Origin of the sequence: Novosphingobium sp. PhB165 (assembly GCF_004341845.1) — a bacterium.
Taxonomy (GTDB): Bacteria; Pseudomonadota; Alphaproteobacteria; order Sphingomonadales; family Sphingomonadaceae; genus Novosphingobium.
In genome coordinates this window covers 346,857-363,892 of record NZ_SLVB01000004.1, presented here as the reverse complement: position 1 = coordinate 363,892, position 17,036 = coordinate 346,857, and the positions used below count along the sequence as shown (strand labels likewise).

13 protein-coding genes are annotated in these 17,036 nt (G+C 66.6%); 10 read left to right on the top strand and 3 right to left on the bottom strand.

Annotated elements, in window-relative coordinates:
• The first annotated feature begins 6 nt into the window (after positions 1-6).
• Positions 7-1,035 (top strand): DUF2889 domain-containing protein, encoded by a 1,029-nt coding sequence (locus tag EDF56_RS13275; protein ID WP_243652574.1) that lies wholly within the window; start codon positions 7-9, stop codon positions 1,033-1,035.
• Between the two features lie 116 nt (positions 1,036-1,151).
• Here the strand turns inward: EDF56_RS13275 and ppa are convergent, their stop codons facing one another.
• Both ppa and EDF56_RS13265 read right to left on the bottom strand, forming a co-directional pair.
• Positions 1,152-1,697 (bottom strand): inorganic diphosphatase, encoded by a 546-nt coding sequence (gene ppa, locus EDF56_RS13270; protein ID WP_132388120.1) that lies wholly within the window; start codon positions 1,695-1,697, stop codon positions 1,152-1,154.
• A gap of 289 nt (positions 1,698-1,986) precedes the next feature.
• Complete coding sequence (locus EDF56_RS13265) at positions 1,987-3,942, bottom strand: M61 family metallopeptidase (protein WP_132388118.1); 1,956 nt, start codon at positions 3,940-3,942, stop codon at positions 1,987-1,989.
• A 335-nt stretch (positions 3,943-4,277) separates the two neighbouring features.
• Between EDF56_RS13265 and hisS the strand changes: the two genes are divergently transcribed.
• The 9 genes from hisS to EDF56_RS13220 all read left to right on the top strand — a co-directional run bounded on the left by hisS (position 4,278) and on the right by EDF56_RS13220 (position 14,638).
• Complete coding sequence (gene hisS, locus EDF56_RS13260; RefSeq protein WP_132388116.1) at positions 4,278-5,534, top strand: histidine--tRNA ligase; 1,257 nt, start codon at positions 4,278-4,280, stop codon at positions 5,532-5,534.
• A 178-nt stretch (positions 5,535-5,712) separates the two neighbouring features.
• Positions 5,713-6,783: a peptide chain release factor 1 gene (prfA, locus tag EDF56_RS13255; RefSeq protein WP_132388114.1), complete on the top strand. Its 1,071-nt coding sequence runs from the start codon at positions 5,713-5,715 to the stop codon at positions 6,781-6,783.
• A 147-nt stretch (positions 6,784-6,930) separates the two neighbouring features.
• Positions 6,931-7,791, top strand: a complete 861-nt coding sequence (gene prmC, locus EDF56_RS13250; protein ID WP_132388112.1) for a peptide chain release factor N(5)-glutamine methyltransferase — start codon at positions 6,931-6,933, stop codon at positions 7,789-7,791.
• Positions 7,792-8,029: 238 nt separating this feature from the next.
• Complete coding sequence (locus EDF56_RS13245; RefSeq protein WP_132388110.1) at positions 8,030-8,983, top strand: DUF4167 domain-containing protein; 954 nt, start codon at positions 8,030-8,032, stop codon at positions 8,981-8,983.
• Positions 8,984-9,213: 230 nt separating this feature from the next.
• On the top strand, positions 9,214-10,836 hold the full coding sequence (gene lnt / locus EDF56_RS13240) for an apolipoprotein N-acyltransferase (protein WP_243652603.1): 1,623 nt from the start codon (positions 9,214-9,216) through the stop codon (positions 10,834-10,836).
• 41 nt (positions 10,837-10,877) lie between these two features.
• Positions 10,878-12,095, top strand: a complete 1,218-nt coding sequence (gene metK, locus EDF56_RS13235; protein ID WP_132388108.1) for a methionine adenosyltransferase — start codon at positions 10,878-10,880, stop codon at positions 12,093-12,095.
• A 136-nt stretch (positions 12,096-12,231) separates the two neighbouring features.
• On the top strand, positions 12,232-13,362 hold the full coding sequence (gene ispG, locus EDF56_RS13230; RefSeq protein ID WP_132388106.1) for a flavodoxin-dependent (E)-4-hydroxy-3-methylbut-2-enyl-diphosphate synthase: 1,131 nt from the start codon (positions 12,232-12,234) through the stop codon (positions 13,360-13,362).
• Positions 13,359-14,096, top strand: a complete 738-nt coding sequence (locus EDF56_RS13225) for a hypothetical protein (RefSeq protein WP_132388104.1) — start codon at positions 13,359-13,361, stop codon at positions 14,094-14,096. The genes ispG and EDF56_RS13225 overlap by 4 nt, the downstream gene beginning before the upstream one ends.
• A gap of 23 nt (positions 14,097-14,119) precedes the next feature.
• Entirely contained in the window at positions 14,120-14,638 is a 519-nt protein-coding gene (locus EDF56_RS13220) for a TIGR02281 family clan AA aspartic protease (RefSeq protein WP_132388102.1), read from the top strand.
• A gap of 205 nt (positions 14,639-14,843) precedes the next feature.
• On the opposite strand, the gene EDF56_RS13215 is transcribed toward EDF56_RS13220, so the two are convergent.
• Positions 14,844-17,024: an EAL domain-containing protein gene (locus tag EDF56_RS13215; protein WP_132388100.1), complete on the bottom strand. Its 2,181-nt coding sequence runs from the start codon at positions 17,022-17,024 to the stop codon at positions 14,844-14,846.
• Positions 17,025-17,036 lie beyond the last annotated feature (12 nt).

Sequence of the window (17,036 nt, the reverse complement as noted above, 5' to 3'; positions counted from 1 at the left end):
GCCACCATGACCACGTCGATTCCTTCCGCGTCCTATCCGCCGCCTCCGCGCCAAACAGCGAACCCGGCGCCGGTGCGCCCCGCGAACTCGCTGCGCCGCACGTCCAGCATCGATGTGGCCTGGCCCGATGGCCCCGAAGGCGAGCGCCTTTTCGTCGGCCGCGCACGCGATTACCTGACCGGCCCGGACGGCAGCGGCCATACGCTGGCCACCGGCGAATTCTCGCTGCGGATGACCGAGGACAAGACGATCACCCGGATCGCCGCAGACCCGGCCCCGGCGACGATCGGCCAACTCGTCGGCGCGCGCGCCGGAGGCCATCTGCGCATGGCCCTGCGCGAAATCATGCCCGAACTGATCGCGCAGGCCGATCCGCTCTATCTCGTGCTGGACGACCTTTCCGGTACTGCGCTCGTCTCCTCGTTCGCATGGGGGCAATGGTACCCCGAACGCATGGACCTGCTGCGCGAGCGGCTGGGCGCGGAAGACGGCGCCTCCGCGCTGGCCCAGCGTGCCAATGTCTGCTGGGGCCTTCAGGAGGGCAACAGCGGTGTTTCCGGCACCGCCGCGCTGGACAAAGTGGCCGATGCGGACGCGGGAAATCTTCGCAACGCCGCCGATCCCGAGGGCTGGCACCAGTTCCTTGAACACGAAGGCCCCGGCTTCCGCCGCGCCCGCCGCATCGATGTGACGCGCGACGGCGGCCTGATCCGCATCGCCTCGGCCTTTCAGGACAGCGCCAAGCTGCGCGAGGGCGGCCGCGTCGCCATCCACGAATACAACCTTGCCGCGACCGTCGATGCGGAGACGCTGGAAGTGCTGAGCCTCGCCCCCGAGGCGCGCATCCTGCCGTTCCGCGAATGCCCCGGTGCGGTCCACAATGTCGCGCGTCTGGTCGGCCGCAACCTCGGGCAAGTGCGCGAGGATGTGCTGGAAATGCTGCGCGGTCCGGAAGGCTGCACGCACCTCAACGACGCCCTGCGCGCGCTGGCCGATGTCCCGAGGCTGGTGGAAGAACTGCGCCAACCGGCCTGACGTTCGGGTATCCTCCCCTCATGGCGGGAGGAATTCAGTCCGACCCCGAAACGGAAAAGGGCCGACGGATCACTCCGCCGGCCCTTCCTTCACATGGGGTGTGAACTTGTAGTGGCTCAGGCCTTGGCAGCCTTGTCCGCCTCGTAGCGCTCGATCGCCTCGACAACGATCTGGCGGGCTTCGTCAGCGCCGCCCCAGGTACCGACGCGCACCCACTTCTCGGCCTCAAGGTCCTTGTAGTGCGTGAAGAAGTGCTCGATCTGGCTGAACACGATCGGCGGAAGATCGCCCTTTTCCTGCACGTCCGAGTAATACGGGAAGGTCTTGTCGTCGGGCACGCAGACGAGCTTTTCGTCGCCGCCGTGCTCGTCTTCCAGGTTCAGCACCGCGATCGGGCGCACGCGCACGACCGAGCCGGGCACGAAGGGCGAGCGGGCAACGACCAGCGCGTCGAGCGGGTCACCGTCGGGCGAAAGGGTGTGCGGAACGAAGCCGTAGTTGGCGGGGTAACGCATCGGCGTGTGCAGGATGCGGTCCACGAAGAGCGCGCCCGAATCCTTGTCGAATTCGTACTTCACCGGCTCACCGCCAACGGGAACCTCGATGATGACGTTCAGGCTCTCCGGCGGATTCTTGCCGACAGGGATCATGTCGATGCGCATGTTGGTCCTTTTCAACGGGCACGATTTGAGCGGCGCTACTGAGCGTGCGCCGCCTTGAACTTTGACGGCGGGGCTTAGCGGGACGGTTAATGCATCGCAACCGCCTATTCGCACTTGCGGCGCAAGGATCGCGGAACCGCTGCCGTGACAAAACATGACCGGATCCGTGCGCGGATGTGACAACATCGGCCGCCCGGCCGCGCGTTTCCGCCACCTGCACACAAACGAAACGGGGCCGGACCATGGCCCGACCCCGCTCCGAATAGTCGCCGGCCTGAGCCGGTTTTACTTATTTCGTGCGCGGCGCCAGCAGGCGGTCAAGCCCATTGGCCTTGCCCGGCGTGGTGCTTTCCAGCCAGGGCCAGCGCAGGCCGCCGTGGTAATCGAGCGAGACGGTCTGGAACGCATCGCCGCGCTTCACCAGCAGGCTGATCGGCTCCTTGGCGGTCTTGGCGGCAGTGATCGCGTCCTTGATCCCGTCGGCGCTATAGGCCCTGCCGTTCACTGCAACGACCTTCACGCCGCCCACCAGACCGGCATTGTAGCCAAGGCTGTCCCACACCGTGGCGGTAACAGTGCCTTCGTTGTCGAGCGACACGCCCAGCGAGTAGCTGAGGTCCAGCGACTTGCGCGAATCGCCGAGGCCCTTTTCGTAGGCGTTCTGGGTGTCCTTCCAGACCAGCTTGTAGCCGGCCATCTCGATGCCCTTGGTGGGCGCCGGCTGGTTGGTGGCGTAGATGCGGGTCTTGAGGAAGCTGGCCCAATCGTAGGGATAGATGCCGTTCAGCGTCTTCACGACATCGTCGAAGTTGTAGGTCAGCTCGCCCCAGTCGCCGTCGCGCACGCCGAAGAAGGCTTTGGCGAAATCGTCGAGGCCCTTGGCGCCCTTGGTGCCCTGGCGGATGATCTGGTCCGCTTCGAGCCAGGTCAGCGCGCCTTCGACATAATAGTCCTCGGTGCGGGTGATCGAGGTATAGGGCAGCGGGCGGCGCTCGTTGATGATCGGTGCGTGGGTGGTGTCTTCCACCGAACGCCAGCCGCGACCCGGCGTCGCCTCGGCATAGCGGGCAACGGCGCCGGCCAGCGTGTCGAGCGTGGTCTGCTTGGTCTGCACGCCCGAACGCGCGGCGAGGATGTAGCCCCAGAACTGCGTCTGGCCTTCGTAGACCCAGAGCAGCGTGTTCTGCATCGGCTGCTGGAAGTCCGGCGTCCACAAGTCGGCCGGGCGGCGGTACTTGCCGTTCCAGCTATGCGTGAATTCGTGCGGGATCACGTTGCGATCCCAGTCCATCTTGTCCCAATCGACCCAGACGCGCGGTTCCATCTGGTTCTCGCTCGAACGGTGGTGTTCGAGGCCGATGCCGCCCATGCGGTCGGTCAGTGCCAGCAGGAAGTCATAGTGGTCGAAGTGGCGGGCGCCGAACGTGAACAGCGCCTGCGAGACGAGGTTGCGATAAGTCTGCATGTTCTCGGGCTTGATGCCGAGCAGCTTGGACTCATCCGCCACCACGTTCATGCTCACGCCGTGGCCGAGATCCCAGCTCTGCGCATACTTGCCGGCGAAGATAGGCGAATCGACAAGGCGTTCGTAATCGATCGGGCTCCAGGTGACGGTGTCGCCCTGCTGGGCCTTGCCGTCGAGCGCGGTGTAGACGGTCCAGCCCGCCGGGAACTTCACGGTCGGCTTGAAGGTGATCCCGCGCGTATAATAACCGGCCGGATAGAGGCTCATCTTCTCCCACTGAAGATTGAGCATCTCCTGCGTCATCGTGATGCGGCCTTCCTTGGCCTGCACCGGCGAGGTGTGGACGAACTTCACCGTCACCATCTGGGTGCCGGCCGGCAGGTCGAGATGGAAGGCGTTCACCGCCACGGTGTCCCGCTGCCACGTGATTTCCTTGCCGTCGGCAAAGAAGTGGATGTCCGCCAGCAGCGCGAAGGGGCCGGTGGGCGAGTGATTGCCGGGCAGCCAGCTCGGCTGGATCAGGATCAGGTTCCGCGTGCCAGGGGCGACCGGGACCTGCTGCGTCACCTTATAGACGCCGCGCACGGTGTCGCTGGCATCGATGTCGAGCGTGATCGTCCCGGCATAGGGCTTGTCCTGCGCCGCCGGCAGCGGATCGGGCAGCGCGGGCGCGGTCGGAGTCGTGCGCGTGGCAGACTCCTGCGCCGAAGCTTGCGCCAGCGCCGGGGTGGAGACGGAAAGGAGGGCGAAGAGCGTGACGACCGCGGTACGATATTTCATTTCGCCATTCTTTGCGGCTGTTGCGGGATTTGGCAACCATCCAATTCACTCATGCGTTCCGGTCCAGCAGGTGCGGTAATTTTCGGTCCTTCGACAAGCTCAGGATGAGCGGCATCCATTCGAGGGGATGGGAAACTGCGCCCCGCTCATCCTGAGCTTGTCGAAGGATGCCACGACGCAACGGTCGCGTGAGGACGCGACTCCCCTCCGTCAGCCCTGCGGGCTGCCACCTCCCCGTGCCGGGGAGGACAGAGCCCGCCTATTTCCACGCCCAATCCCCCGCTTGCACCGCAGCCACTTTCCCCGCCGCCGCAATCGGGCTAAGCGCGCGCGTTATGAGCAGCACATCGACCAAGACGCCTCAGGCGATCCGCGGAACCCAGGACATCTTCGGCGCAGACGCCGAGGCTTTCGCGCATGTCGTCGAGACGTTCGAGCGCATTCGCAAGCTCTACCGCTTCCGCCGCGCGGAAATGCCGGTGTTCGAGGATACCGCCGTGTTCTCCCGCTCGATCGGCGAGACCACCGACGTCGTGTCCAAGGAAATGTACTCGTTCGAGGATCGCGGCGGTGACCCGCTCACGCTGCGCCCCGAATTCACCGCCGGAATCGCGCGCGCCTATCTGACCAACGGCTGGAAGCAATTCGCCCCGGTCAAGATCGCCACGCACGGCCCGCTGTTCCGCTACGAGCGCCCGCAGAAGGGCCGCTATCGCCAGTTCCACCAGATCGACGCCGAACTGATCGGCGCGGCCGAACCGACCGCCGACGTGGAACTGCTGGTGCTTGCCGACCAGCTCCTCAAGGAACTGGGGATTTCGGAGGGCGTGACGCTCCAGCTCAACACGCTGGGCGATGCGGCCAGCCGCGACAGCTGGCGTGCGGCGCTGATTGAATACTTCCGCGCCCACAAGGCCGATCTGTCCGAGGATTCGCAGGATCGCCTCGAACGCAATCCGCTACGCATCCTCGATTCCAAGGACCCGCGCGACAAGGTCTTCGTGGCTGACGCCCCGCGTATCGACGACTTCCTCTCGGCCGAGGCGCAGGACTTCTTCGCCGCGGTGACGCAGGGCCTCGACGCGGCGGGCGTTGCCTACGAACGGGCACCCGCACTTGTGCGCGGGCTCGACTACTATCGCCACACGGCGTTCGAATTCGTCACCAGCCGCCTCGGCGCGCAGGGCACCGTGCTCGGCGGCGGCCGCTATGACGGGCTGATGGAAAGCCTCGGCGGTCCGGCGACCCCGGCCGTCGGCTGGGCAGCGGGGATCGAGCGTCTGGCGATGCTGGTCGCCGATGCGGGCACGCTGGCCGAGACGCCGCTGACCGTGGTGCTGGCGGTCGAGGACGATGCCGCACTCGCCTATGCACAGAAGGTCATCACCGCGCTGCGTTTCCAGGGCCTCGATGCCGAGATGATCGCCACCGGCAGCCCGCGCAAGCGCTTCGACAAGGCCGTGAAGATGGGCGCGAAAGTGCTCATCTCGTTCGGCACGAAGGACGGCCAGCCGGTCGCCAACTTGCGCGCCGCCGAGCCGACCGCCGAATATCTCGCGGTCGAGCAGGTTCTCCAGTCGGTCCACCCGTGATTTCGGCTGACCTCCTCTCGACTGACGCAACACACACCGAAGCGATATACAATGCCGTCGCCCCCGCGCATGCGGGGGCCCCGCTTCCTTTTCGCCACGCCGCCAGAACAAGCGGGATCCCCGCGTTCATCGGGATGACGGATAAAGTGCGGACCGAAATCGGCGTGGGAGCCACCTGATGTCCATTTCCGACGCCCGCCTCGGCCAGCTCGGCGCCCGTTTCGCCGAACTGGAGGCGCGCCTTGCGTCCGGCACATTGGAAGGCGACGCCTTCGTTGCCGCCAGCCGCGACTATGCGGAACTGGAACCGGTGGCCCGCATCGCTGCCGAAATCGTGTCGATGCGCGGCGAGCTGGAAGCGCTCCAGACCCTCGAAGACCCCGATCCGGACATGCGCGCCATGGCCGAGGAGGAGGTCTACCGCCTCAAGGCCGAGCTGCCCGAAGTCGAGCGCAAGCTCGCCATCGCCATGCTCCCGCGTGACACGGCCGACGTGCGCCCGGCCATGCTCGAAATCCGCGCCGGCACCGGCGGCGACGAGGCCGCGCTGTTCGCCGCCGACCTCTATCGCATGTACGAGCGCTATGCCGCCGAACAGGGCTGGCGGGTCGAGATGATCAGCGTCAACGCCAGCGACATCGGCGGCTTCAAGGAAGTGGTCGCCAATGTCTCGGGCTCGGGCGTCTTTGCCAAGCTCAAGTTCGAATCGGGCGTCCACCGCGTTCAGCGCGTGCCGGTCACCGAATCGGGCGGGCGCATCCACACCTCGGCCGCGACCGTCGCGGTGCTGCCCGAGCCGACTGAGGTCGATGTCCAGATCGAGGACAAGGACCTCAAGATCGACATCTACCGCGCTTCGGGCGCGGGCGGCCAGCACGTCAACACCACCGATTCGGCGGTGCGCATCACCCACCTGCCGTCGGGGCTGGTCGTGATCTGTCAGGACGAGCGCAGCCAGCACAAGAACAAGGCCAAGGCCATGCAGGTCCTGCGCGCGCGTCTCTACGAGAAGATGCGCGACGAGGCACAGGGTGCCGAGGCCGAGGCGCGCAAGGCCATGGTGGGATCGGGCGACCGTTCGGAGCGCATCCGCACCTACAATTTCCCGCAAGGCCGCGTGACCGACCACCGCATCAACCTGACGCTCCATCGCTTGCCCGAGGTCCTCGAAGGTCCGGGTCTGGGCGAACTGGTCGACGCGCTGATCGCCGAGGACGAGGCCAAGCGCCTTGCGGCCATGGATGCTTGACCGGGCTGGGGTTGTGCCGGGCCCTTCGACAAGCTCAGGGCGAGCGGGACTGGGTGCAATATGGCTCTCTTTCGCGCTCGCTCCCTCTTCCCCGCTCGCTCCTTGCCCCAATCACCCCTTCCCCGCTCATCCTGAGCTTGTCGAAGGATGATTGAGCCGCCCCCCGCCCTCGGCCCCACCGTCGGCGAAGCCATCCGCGAGGCCGCGGACCGCCTCGCGTCAACCAGCGACACCGCCCGGCTCGACGCCGAAGTGCTGATGGCCCACGCACTGGGCACCACGCGCTCCTCCATGCTGCTCTCCCGCATGCGCGATCCCGCGCCCGAAGGCTTCGCGGCGCTGGTGGACCGCCGCGCCGAGCACGAGCCGGTCGCCTACATCACCGGCTCTCAGGAATTCTTCGGCCTGCCCTTCACGGTAGGCCCGGACGTGCTGATCCCGCGCAGCGATTCGGAAGTTCTGGTAGAGGCCGCGCTTGCCGCCCGGCCCGATGCCCGGACCGTGCTCGACTGCGGCACGGGATCGGGCGCACTCTTGCTGGCGGTGCTCGCCAATCTGCCCGAGGCACGCGGGGTGGGCATAGACAGCTCGCCGGGCGCGCTTGCGGTCGCGGCGGGCAATGCCGAGGCGCTGGGACTTGCCGAACGCGCCCGCATGGCCCTGGCCGACTGGCACGTCCCCGGCTGGGACCACGCACTGGGCGGTCCGTTCGACCTGATCCTTGCCAACCCGCCCTATGTCGAGACCACCGTGGAACTCGATCGCTCGGTCGCCGCCTTTGAGCCGGCCAGCGCGCTCTATTCGGGTGAACACGGGCTGGACGACTATCGAATCCTGGTGCCCCAGCTGGTCCGCCTGCTCGCCCCGCGCGGCATCGCGCTGGTCGAGATCGGCTATCAACAGGCCGAGTCGGTCGCGGCGATCGGGCGCGAAGCCGATCTTTCCAGTCGTTTGCACCGCGACCTCGGAAATCGCCCTCGCGTGCTGGAGTTTTCAACAGGCGCGTGAGATTCCGCTTGGAATCCGGCGCCGGAATGCCTAAGGATTGAGGCGAAGCGGCACATGGATGGAATTTCCCATGCGGACGCTTCATCTCCATCATTTGCATGACAGTCGCGGCAGCAACGCTGCACGGCACGGCAGAGGTGGAAGTCACGGCACGCGGGGGCGCTCCGTGATCTTGTGACGTACGGCAGTTCGGCCCGATGGGATCCGGCCGATACCCAGGGTTTTGAGGAAATAATCCTTGAATAATAATCGTGGTAATAACCGTCGGCGCGGCCGCGGTAACAATCGCCCGCAGGGCGGTCAGCAAACGAACCGGATCGACAGCAGGGCACGCGGCAACGCGCCGCAGCTGCTGGAGAAGTACAGGAAGCTCGCCCACGATTCCCACCTCAACGGTGATCGTGTGACGGAGGAGTACTACCTTCAGTTCGCGGATCACTATTTCCGCGTGCTGGCCGACCAGAAACAGCGTCAGGACGACGCACGCCAACCCCGTCGTGACGATCGCACGCCCGATTATTCGGACGAGTACGGCGACGATTACGGCGATTTCGAATCGACCGCCGAGCGCAGCTATCAGCAGGACCGCCAACCGCGCCCTGAGCGGCAGGAACGTCAGGATCGCCCCGAACGGCAGGACCGTCCGGAGCGTCAGGATCGGCCCGAACGTCAGGAGCGTCAGGAACGCCCCGAGCGCCAGGACCGTCCCGAACGTCAGGACCGCCCTGAGCGTCAGGAACGTGCGCCGCGTGTCGAGGCTCCGGCCGAAGACAGCATCGAAACCGCCGGCAACGAAGGCGAGAGCGAAGGCGAACGTTCGGTCTACGAACCGGCCGAAAACCCCTTCGTTCGCGACATTCGCGGCGAACCCCGTGGCAATCGCGGTCTGAAGCAGCGCAAGCCGCGCCGCGACCGCCGCGAGGACGGTGAAGCCGCCGAAGCGGACGGCAATGCCGCCCCCGTGGAAGCTGCCCCGCAAGCTGCTGCCGAGCTCGCGCTCGATCCTTCCACGCTGCCCCCCGCCATCTCGGCCAAGGCCAGCAAGAAGGCCCAGCCGAGCACGGACGAAGCCCCCGAAGCCGATGCCGAAGCCGCCAAGGCCGAGGAAAAGCCCCGCCGCCGCCGCACCCGCAAGGCCACGCCGCCTGCGGATGAGGCTGGCGACAGCACGCTTGAGGCCGTGAACTCCTAAGTTCCGCGTCTTTTGCCGCCAACAGAAACGGCCCGGGTTCCGCCAAGGTGGATCCCGGGCCGTTTCTGTTCGGGCGATGGCCGCGCAAGTCCGTATGCGGAGATCGCTTGCGCCGCGCGGCAAGTACCGTACATAGCCTCGCCCAAGGAACTCCTTCGCCGCGAGGCCCAGCCGTGAAATCCGTACCGGCCGAATCCGGCCGCCCCATCCTGGCCCGGCACCCGCGCCTTGTGAGCAAACTGGCGACCGGCCCTGCCGCCATTCTGGCCGGCGCCATCGCCGCCTGCGGATTCCAGCCGCTGGCGCTATGGCCGCTCACCCTGCTGGGGATCGCCATTCTGATCGAGCTGGTGGCCTGCGCACCTAGCTGGAAACGCGCCTTCTTCATCGGCTGGTGCTTCGGGCTGGGCCACTTCACGCTCGGCAACAACTGGATCGCAACCGCCTTCACCTATCAGGCCGCGATGCCCGCATGGCTGGGCATGATCGCGGTTTTCCTGCTCTCGCTCTACCTCGCGCTCTTCCCGGCGCTGGCGGCGGCGGGCAGCTGGCTGGTGCTGAAGCTGGACCGGGACAAAGCCGGGGCAAAAGGCGCCTCGGGGGCTTTCGCGGTGCTGGGACTGGCCTTCGCGGGCAGCTGGATCGTCGCCGAATGGCTGCGGGCGTGGCTCTTCACCGGCTTCGCCTGGAACCCGCTGGGCGTGGCGCTGCTGGGTGGTTTCGACACGCGGGGGCTGGCCCTGATAACCCCGTGGACGGGCACCTACGGGCTCTCCGGCGTGCTGGTGCTGCTGGCCGCCCTGCCCGGCCTGCTGGTCCGGCTCGCGCTAGGCGGACGGGGCGTCCTGCGATGGGCGTGGGTCCTGCCCGTGCTGGCGGTCTATGCCCCGCTGACGATGCTGATGACCCGGCCGGACCCGTGGGCCGCGCGCGCGGAAGGCGCGATTCGCTTCACCCTGATCCAGCCCGATATCCGGCAGGAATTCATCGAAGATCCCCGCAATTTCGAGAACAATTTCGACACCATGGCCCGCCTCTCGCTGCCCCGGCGGCCGGGCGAGAAGCGCGTGGTGTTCTGGCCCGAATCGGGCCTGGGCGACTATATTCGCGACGGCTATCCGTCCTATCTCTACCGCATCTACACGTATGCAGGTGACCCGGTGCTCGCGCGCCGCCGCATCGGCCGGGTGATCGGCCCTTACGGTCTGCTGCTGACCGGCGCCGTGGACCTCGTCATCAAGGACGACGAGGAAGTGGCCGCGCGCAATTCGGTCTCGGCCATCGACGGGCACGGCAACCTCATCGCCTCCTATTCCAAGGCGCACCTCGTGCCTTACGGCGAATATCTTGCGCTGCGCTGGCTGCTGGAACCGCTGGGCGCCACCCGCCTCGTGCCCGGCGCGCTGGACTTCTGGCCCGGCCCGGGCCCGCGCACGATCGACTTCGGTGACTGGGGCAAGGCCGGGATTCAGATCTGCTACGAGATCATCTTCAGCGGCCAGATCGTCGATCCGCGCGTGCGGCCGGACTATATCTTCAACCCTTCCACCGATGGCTGGTTCGGCCGCTGGGGCCCTCCGCAGCACCTTGCGCAGGCGCGTTTGCGCGCGATCGAGGAAGGCCTGCCGATCATGCGGTCCACCACCACCGGCGTCAGCGCGGTGATCGACGCGGACGGGCTGGTCCGCGCCTACGTGCCCTGGCATCAGGCCGGCCGGATCGACGGACTGATCCCGCCCGCCCACGAAGCCACGCCTTTTGCGCGCTGGGGCAATCGCTTGCCGCTGGCGCTTGCCGCAGTTCTGTTGGCGATTGCGGTTTCGGGCATTGCGCTCCGCCGCCGGGGAGGCTAGACCCGGGGGGACATAAAGATTTCTTTATATGTGGTGTCCAGATGCGCAATAGCTACGTCTTTACTTCCGAGAGCGTTTCCGAAGGTCATCCCGACAAGGTTTCGGACCAGATTTCCGACGCTATCGTCGATCTTTTCCTCTCCAAGGATCCCGAAGCGCGCGTCGCGTGCGAAACGCTCACCACCACCCAGCGCGTCGTGCTGGCGGGTGAAGTGCGCGGCAAGGGCATGATCGATACCGACGGCCACTGGGAAGATGGCGCACAGGAAGAGATTCAGACCGTCGTCCGCGAAACCGTGAAGCGCATCGGCTACGAACAGGCCGGCTTCCACTGGCAGGACCTCGTCTTCGAAAACCACCTGCACCCGCAGAGCGCGGACATCGCGCAGGGCGTCGATTCGACCGGTAACAAGGACGAAGGCGCGGGCGACCAGGGCATCATGTTCGGTTTCGCCTGCGACGAAACGCCGGACCTCATGCCGGCCACGCTCGACTACAGCCACAAGATCCTTGAGCGCCTTGCTGCCGACCGTCACTCGGGCGCCGCACCGTTCCTGGAGCCCGACGCCAAGAGCCAGGTCACCCTGCGCTTCGAAAACGGCGTGCCCGTGGAAGCGACCGCTGTCGTCGTTTCGACCCAGCACAAGCCCGGCTACCACGAAGGTGCCCAGGACGCCGAACTCAAGGCCTATGTGAAGAAGGTCGTGGCCGAGATCCTGCCCAAGGGCTTCGTGACCGACGAAACCGCCTTCCACATCAACCCGACCGGCAAGTTCGAAATCGGCGGCCCTGACGGCGACGCCGGTCTCACCGGCCGCAAGATCATCGTCGACACCTACGGCGGCGCTTCGCCCCACGGCGGCGGCGCATTCTCGGGCAAGGACCCGACCAAGGTCGACCGTTCGGCCGCTTACGTCACCCGCTACCTCGCCAAGAACGTGGTTGCAGCCGGTCTGGCCAAGCGCTGCACGATCCAGGTGTCCTACGCCATCGGCGTGTCGGCCCCGCTTTCGCTCTATGTCGACACCCACGGCACCGGTTCGGTTGCCGATGCCGATCTGGAAGTGGCGATCGCCAAGGTCGCGGCAGACAAGCTGGGCGGCCTGACCCCGCGCGGCATCCGCGTCGGCCTCGGCCTCAACAAGCCGATCTACGGCCCGACCGCCGCTTACGGCCACTTCGGCCGCAAGCCCGAGGGCGACCTGTTCCCCTGGGAGCGCACCGATCTGGCCGATGCGCTGAAGGCCGCTCTGGCCTGAGCGCACGCCACGGCGTGAAGAATGGAAAGGGGGCGAGACCGCGTGGTCTCGCCCCCTTCTTCGTTTTGCGCCGCATAGATCCGGGCCGACCGTAATCGCGCTTCAAACCGTCACCGTGAACGACTATAGAAGCGCCATGTCATCCGTACGTCCCTGGCGCGACATCGAGCGCCGCAAGAGCCGCCAGATCATGGTCGGCAATGTCCCCGTCGGCGGCGATGCACCGATCACGGTGCAAACCATGACCAATACGCTCACGTCCGACGCCAAGGCGACGATCGACCAGATCCGCCGGTGCGAGGATGCCGGGGCGGACCTGATTCGCGTCTCCTGCCCCGATGTGGAAAGCACGGCGGCGATGCGCGAGATCGTGCGCGAGGCCCGCGTGCCGCTGATCGCGGACATCCATTTCCACTACAAACGCGCGCTGGAAGCGGCTGACGCGGGCGCGGCCTGCCTGCGCATCAACCCCGGCAACATCGGCTCGTCCGAACGCGTGGCCGAAGTGGTGCGCGCGGCCAAGGCCAACGGCTGCGCGATCCGCATCGGTGTGAATGCCGGCAGCCTCGAAAAGGACCTGCTGGAAAAGTACGGCGAGCCCTGCCCCGAAGCGCTCGTTGAATCCGCGCTCGACCATATCAAGCTGCTGCAAGACCACGATTTCCACGAATACAAGGTCGCCGTGAAGGCCAGCGACGTGTTCCTGGCCGTCGCCGCCTATCAGGGGCTGGCAGACGCGGTGGACTGCCCGCTGCACCTTGGCATCACCGAAGCGGGCGGCCTCATCGGCGGCGCCGTCAAATCCTCGATCGGCATGGGCATGCTGCTGTGGTCGGGCATCGGTGACACCTTGCGCGTCTCGCTCTCGGCCGAGCCGGAAGAGGAAGTGCGCGTCGGCTTCGAGATGCTGAAGGCGCTCGGTCTGCGCACGCGCGGCGTGCGCGTCGTCTCCTGCCCCAGCTGCGCCCGTCAGGGCTTCGACGTGATCCGCACGGTCGAGGCGCTGGAAGACCGCCTGCAACACATCAAGACGCCGCTCTCGCTCTCCGTGCTCGGCTGCGTCGTCAACGGCCCGGGTGAAGCGCGCGAGACCGACATCGGCCTGACCGGCGGCGGCAACGGCAAGCACATGGTCTACCTTTCGGGCGTGACCGACCACGTCGTCCAGTCCGAGGACATGCTGGACCACATCGTCAAGCTGGTCGAAGCCAAGGCGGCCGAGATCGAGGCGGCGAACGCGGCTGGGGAAGCTCAGGCCGCCGAATGAACCGCCTGAGCCGTGAGCTTGCCAGTATCGGCGTAACGCTGCGCGATTCGCTGCGTCTGTGGCGCCTGGCGCCGCTGGTGCCGCTGATCGCGGTGCTGCCCGAATTCGCGCAACACGCGGTGGAAATCCGGCTCGGCATGTTCGCCAGCCAGGATGCCTTCGCCAGCCTCGCGCTCGATCCGATGCGCACGAATTTCGGCGTGCTGAAGATCGCGGCTCTGGTCCTGGCGGTGCTGGTCGGCGCCCGGTTCTGGGCGAACCGCAGTGCCGGGACACGCGGCTGGAGCCTCGCCGAGATCGGCTGGAAGCAGGTTCTGCTCGGGCTGTTCGTGCAGGTCGCGGTTTCGCTGCCCGGCATGTTCGGCCAGCGGCTGTCACCCGTAACGGAAGCGACGCTTGGCATGGCGCTGACGCTCGCCAGCCTGCCCGCGCTCGTGCTGATGGTGGGCGGGCTGCTGGGTGACCGCGAAACCGGCCTTCTTGGCATTTACCGCAGCGGCTGGGCCAAGGCGCTGCGCATACTGCTCCACATCGGTCCGGTCTGGCTGCTGCTCCAGACGCTGCATCGCGCGGACCATATTGCCGCGCTGGATCGGCCTCAATGGCTGGTCTGGGGGCTGATGGCATGGGACGCCCTGCTGGTCGGCCAGATGGCCGCACTGGTCGCGACGGGCCTGCATCACGGCTATGCCGCCGATGACGAGGGCGACGAGGCCGGCTTTACCGCCGCTTAAGCCTTCGCGCCTAGCCTTGGCCCATGCGCATGGGCCCTATCTTCCTTCTGGCCGGCACGGTCGCCTTCGTCGGCTGGATCGCGCCCGGTCTCAAGGCGGGTGGAAGCGATCATGCGAAAGTCGCTACCCGCCACGATGACAGTTCGGCCAAGAAGGCGTGGCTTGCCGGCGAAACCGTGCTTTCCCGCGCCCCCGACGGGCATTTCTATGCCGACGCCGATGTCGAGCAGCGCCGCACCCACTTCCTTGTCGATACCGGCGCCACCATCGTCGCGCTGACCGGCAACGACGCGCGCGCCATCGGGCTCGACTGGAACGACAGCGATCTGATGCCCATCGGCCGCGGCGCCAACGGGACGGTCTACGGCGTGCCGGTCAGCATCGGGCGCATGGAACTGGGTGGGCTGGAAGCGCACGACGTGCAGGCCGCAATCGTGCCCTCGGGGCTGGATGTCTCGCTGCTCGGCCAGTCGTTCCTCTCCCACGTCGGCAACGTCAGGATCGAGGGCGAGCATATGACGCTCGGCGCCAGTGGCGGCTAGATAGCCCCGCCGAATCCCGCAAGGCCGAACCAGACGACGAAGCCGGCCATGGCCGTGACCGAGACGAACGCGGCACGGGCGACTTTCGAAACAGGGGTGTCCATAGAGTACTGCCTTGCGGGAACGGGGGGTCGCAACTTATCGCCCGCCTTTCCACAAGAGGCCATGTCGCCCGTCGGCAGGCGTCGGCGCCCGGTCGAGAAGCTTACAGCGTTCCCTGTATCGCTTTGCGGCCCACTGTCGAGGTGAAGGCCGGGATCGAAATCCGGCCGTCGCGCGGGGCAATCGGCGTGCGGGTGGTGGTCACTTCGAAGTCCGCTGGCAGCCCGGCGTTGATAAGGTCGTAGGGCGAGATCCGCGTGCGCGTGCAAAGGCCGCCGTTGCCATCACTTACCAGCGACTTTTCGAAAGCGACGCCGATCTGCTCCCCCATCGCACGGCGCACGGTCGCCACTTCAAGCTGGCCCTCGCCGAAATAGACCACGAACCGCGTGCCCAGCGGCACGTCTTCCACACCCTCGATCAGCGCGCCGGTGGAGGAAATATTGCGCAGGACCACCGGGTAATAGTGATCCTCGTGAATCGCACCGATCCAGCGGAACATCGAAATCCGCTCGTCTCGCTGACGGGCCGGGCCGCTGGGGGCGATGCCCCAGTGGGGCTGTCCGGCAGCCATGAGGAAGGCCTCGGCCGGGATCGCTTGCGAGTAGATGAAGCCCTGAATGTGGCTGACGCCGAGTTCGCGCAGCATGGCCAGTTGGTCCAGCGTCTCGATGCCTTCCGCCGTGGTTTCCATGCCGATGGCCTTGGCCATGGCGACGATGGCGGCGATCAGCGCCTCGTTGCGCGCGCCCGCTTCGGCTGTGCCGCGCACGAAGCTCTGGTCGATCTTGATCTTGTCGAACGGCGCGGTCCGCAAGTAGCCGAGCGAGGAATAGCCGGTGCCGAAATCGTCCAGCGCAAGCCTTACGCCCAGTGCTTTCAGCGCCCGAAACCGCGCATCCGTATCGGCGCCCTCGGCCAGGAACACGCCCTCGGTGATTTCCAGTTCGAGCCGCTCCGGCGCCAGCCCGGATGCCGCCAGCGCATTGGCGACGATGCCGGGAAAACCGGGATCGGTGAACTGATGGGGCGAGACATTGACCGCCACCCGCAGATCGCCCGGCCAGTCCACGGCATCGCGGCAGGCGGTGCGCAGCGCCCATTCGCCGATCTGGCAGATCATCGTCGATTCCTCGGCGATGGGGATGAACTGCGAGGGGCTGATGACGCCCTTCTGCGGGTGGTTCCAACGCATCAGCGCCTCGGCGCCGGTCACGACATCGGTGCCCGCCGCGACTATGGGCTGGTAGTGGAGTTCCAGCTCTCCCTTTGCCAGCGCATCGTGGAGATGCTCCTCCAGCATCCGGCGATCCTCGGCCGCGGTCAGCAACTCGCGCGAGAAGAAGCGGAAACGGCCGCGCCCGCCATGTTTGGCCGCGTAGAGCGCGAGATCAGCATTACGCACCAGTTCGTCCACATCGCGCCCGTCGAACGGGGCGATGGCGATGCCCACCGACGCGCCGATGATGCAGCGGTTGCCCTCCACCGAGTAGGGCTGCGAGAGCATGGCGATGATTCGCTCGGCCAGCGCGCCGAGATCGCCCCGGTCCTCGACATCGGGGACGAGGATCTGGAATTCGTCGCCGCCGAGGCGGCAGATCCGCTCGGCATCGCCGACGATGGTGGTCAGCCGTTCGGCGACCTGGCGCAGCAGGGCGTCGCCGCTCGAATGGCCGAGGGTGTCGTTGACCTGCTTGAAGCGGTCGAGATCGATCAGCAGCGTCGCGCAGGGCCGTTCCTGCGCCTTGTAGGCGCGCAAGGTGCGATCGAGCATGCGCGCCATCTCGCGGCGGTTGAGCAGGCCCGTCAGCGGATCGTGCATCGCCTCGCGCGAGTTCTCCTCGGCAATGCGGCGCTCGTCGGTGATTTCGGAGCAGAGGCCGCAGAAGCCGTCGAAACGGCCGCCTTCGTCGGTCTGCGCCTCGCCCGAAAGCAGCCACCAGCGCCGCTGCGCGCCCTCGCCCGTGCAGACTGCCAGTTTCTCGAACCGCGAGCGGCGGGACAGCGCGAAACGCAGGCTGCGGCCCGAACCGGCGCCATCGTCGAAGGTCTGGAAGATGTCGGCCAGCGGGCTGCCGATCACGGCGATCGCGGCGGGCAAGCGGGCCAGCGCCTTGTCCGAAAGATAGCGGATGCGGCCCTCGGCGTCGGAGGCCCAGAGGCCAAGGCCATCGATCCCTTCGACCGCCCGGCAGAAATTGCGCGCATCCTCGGCGCCGATCGCATTCGCGGCCTCTCCGGCTTCGCGCCCCTTCTTTTCCGTACGTCCGAAATTCCAGGCCATGCTTGGCGCCCT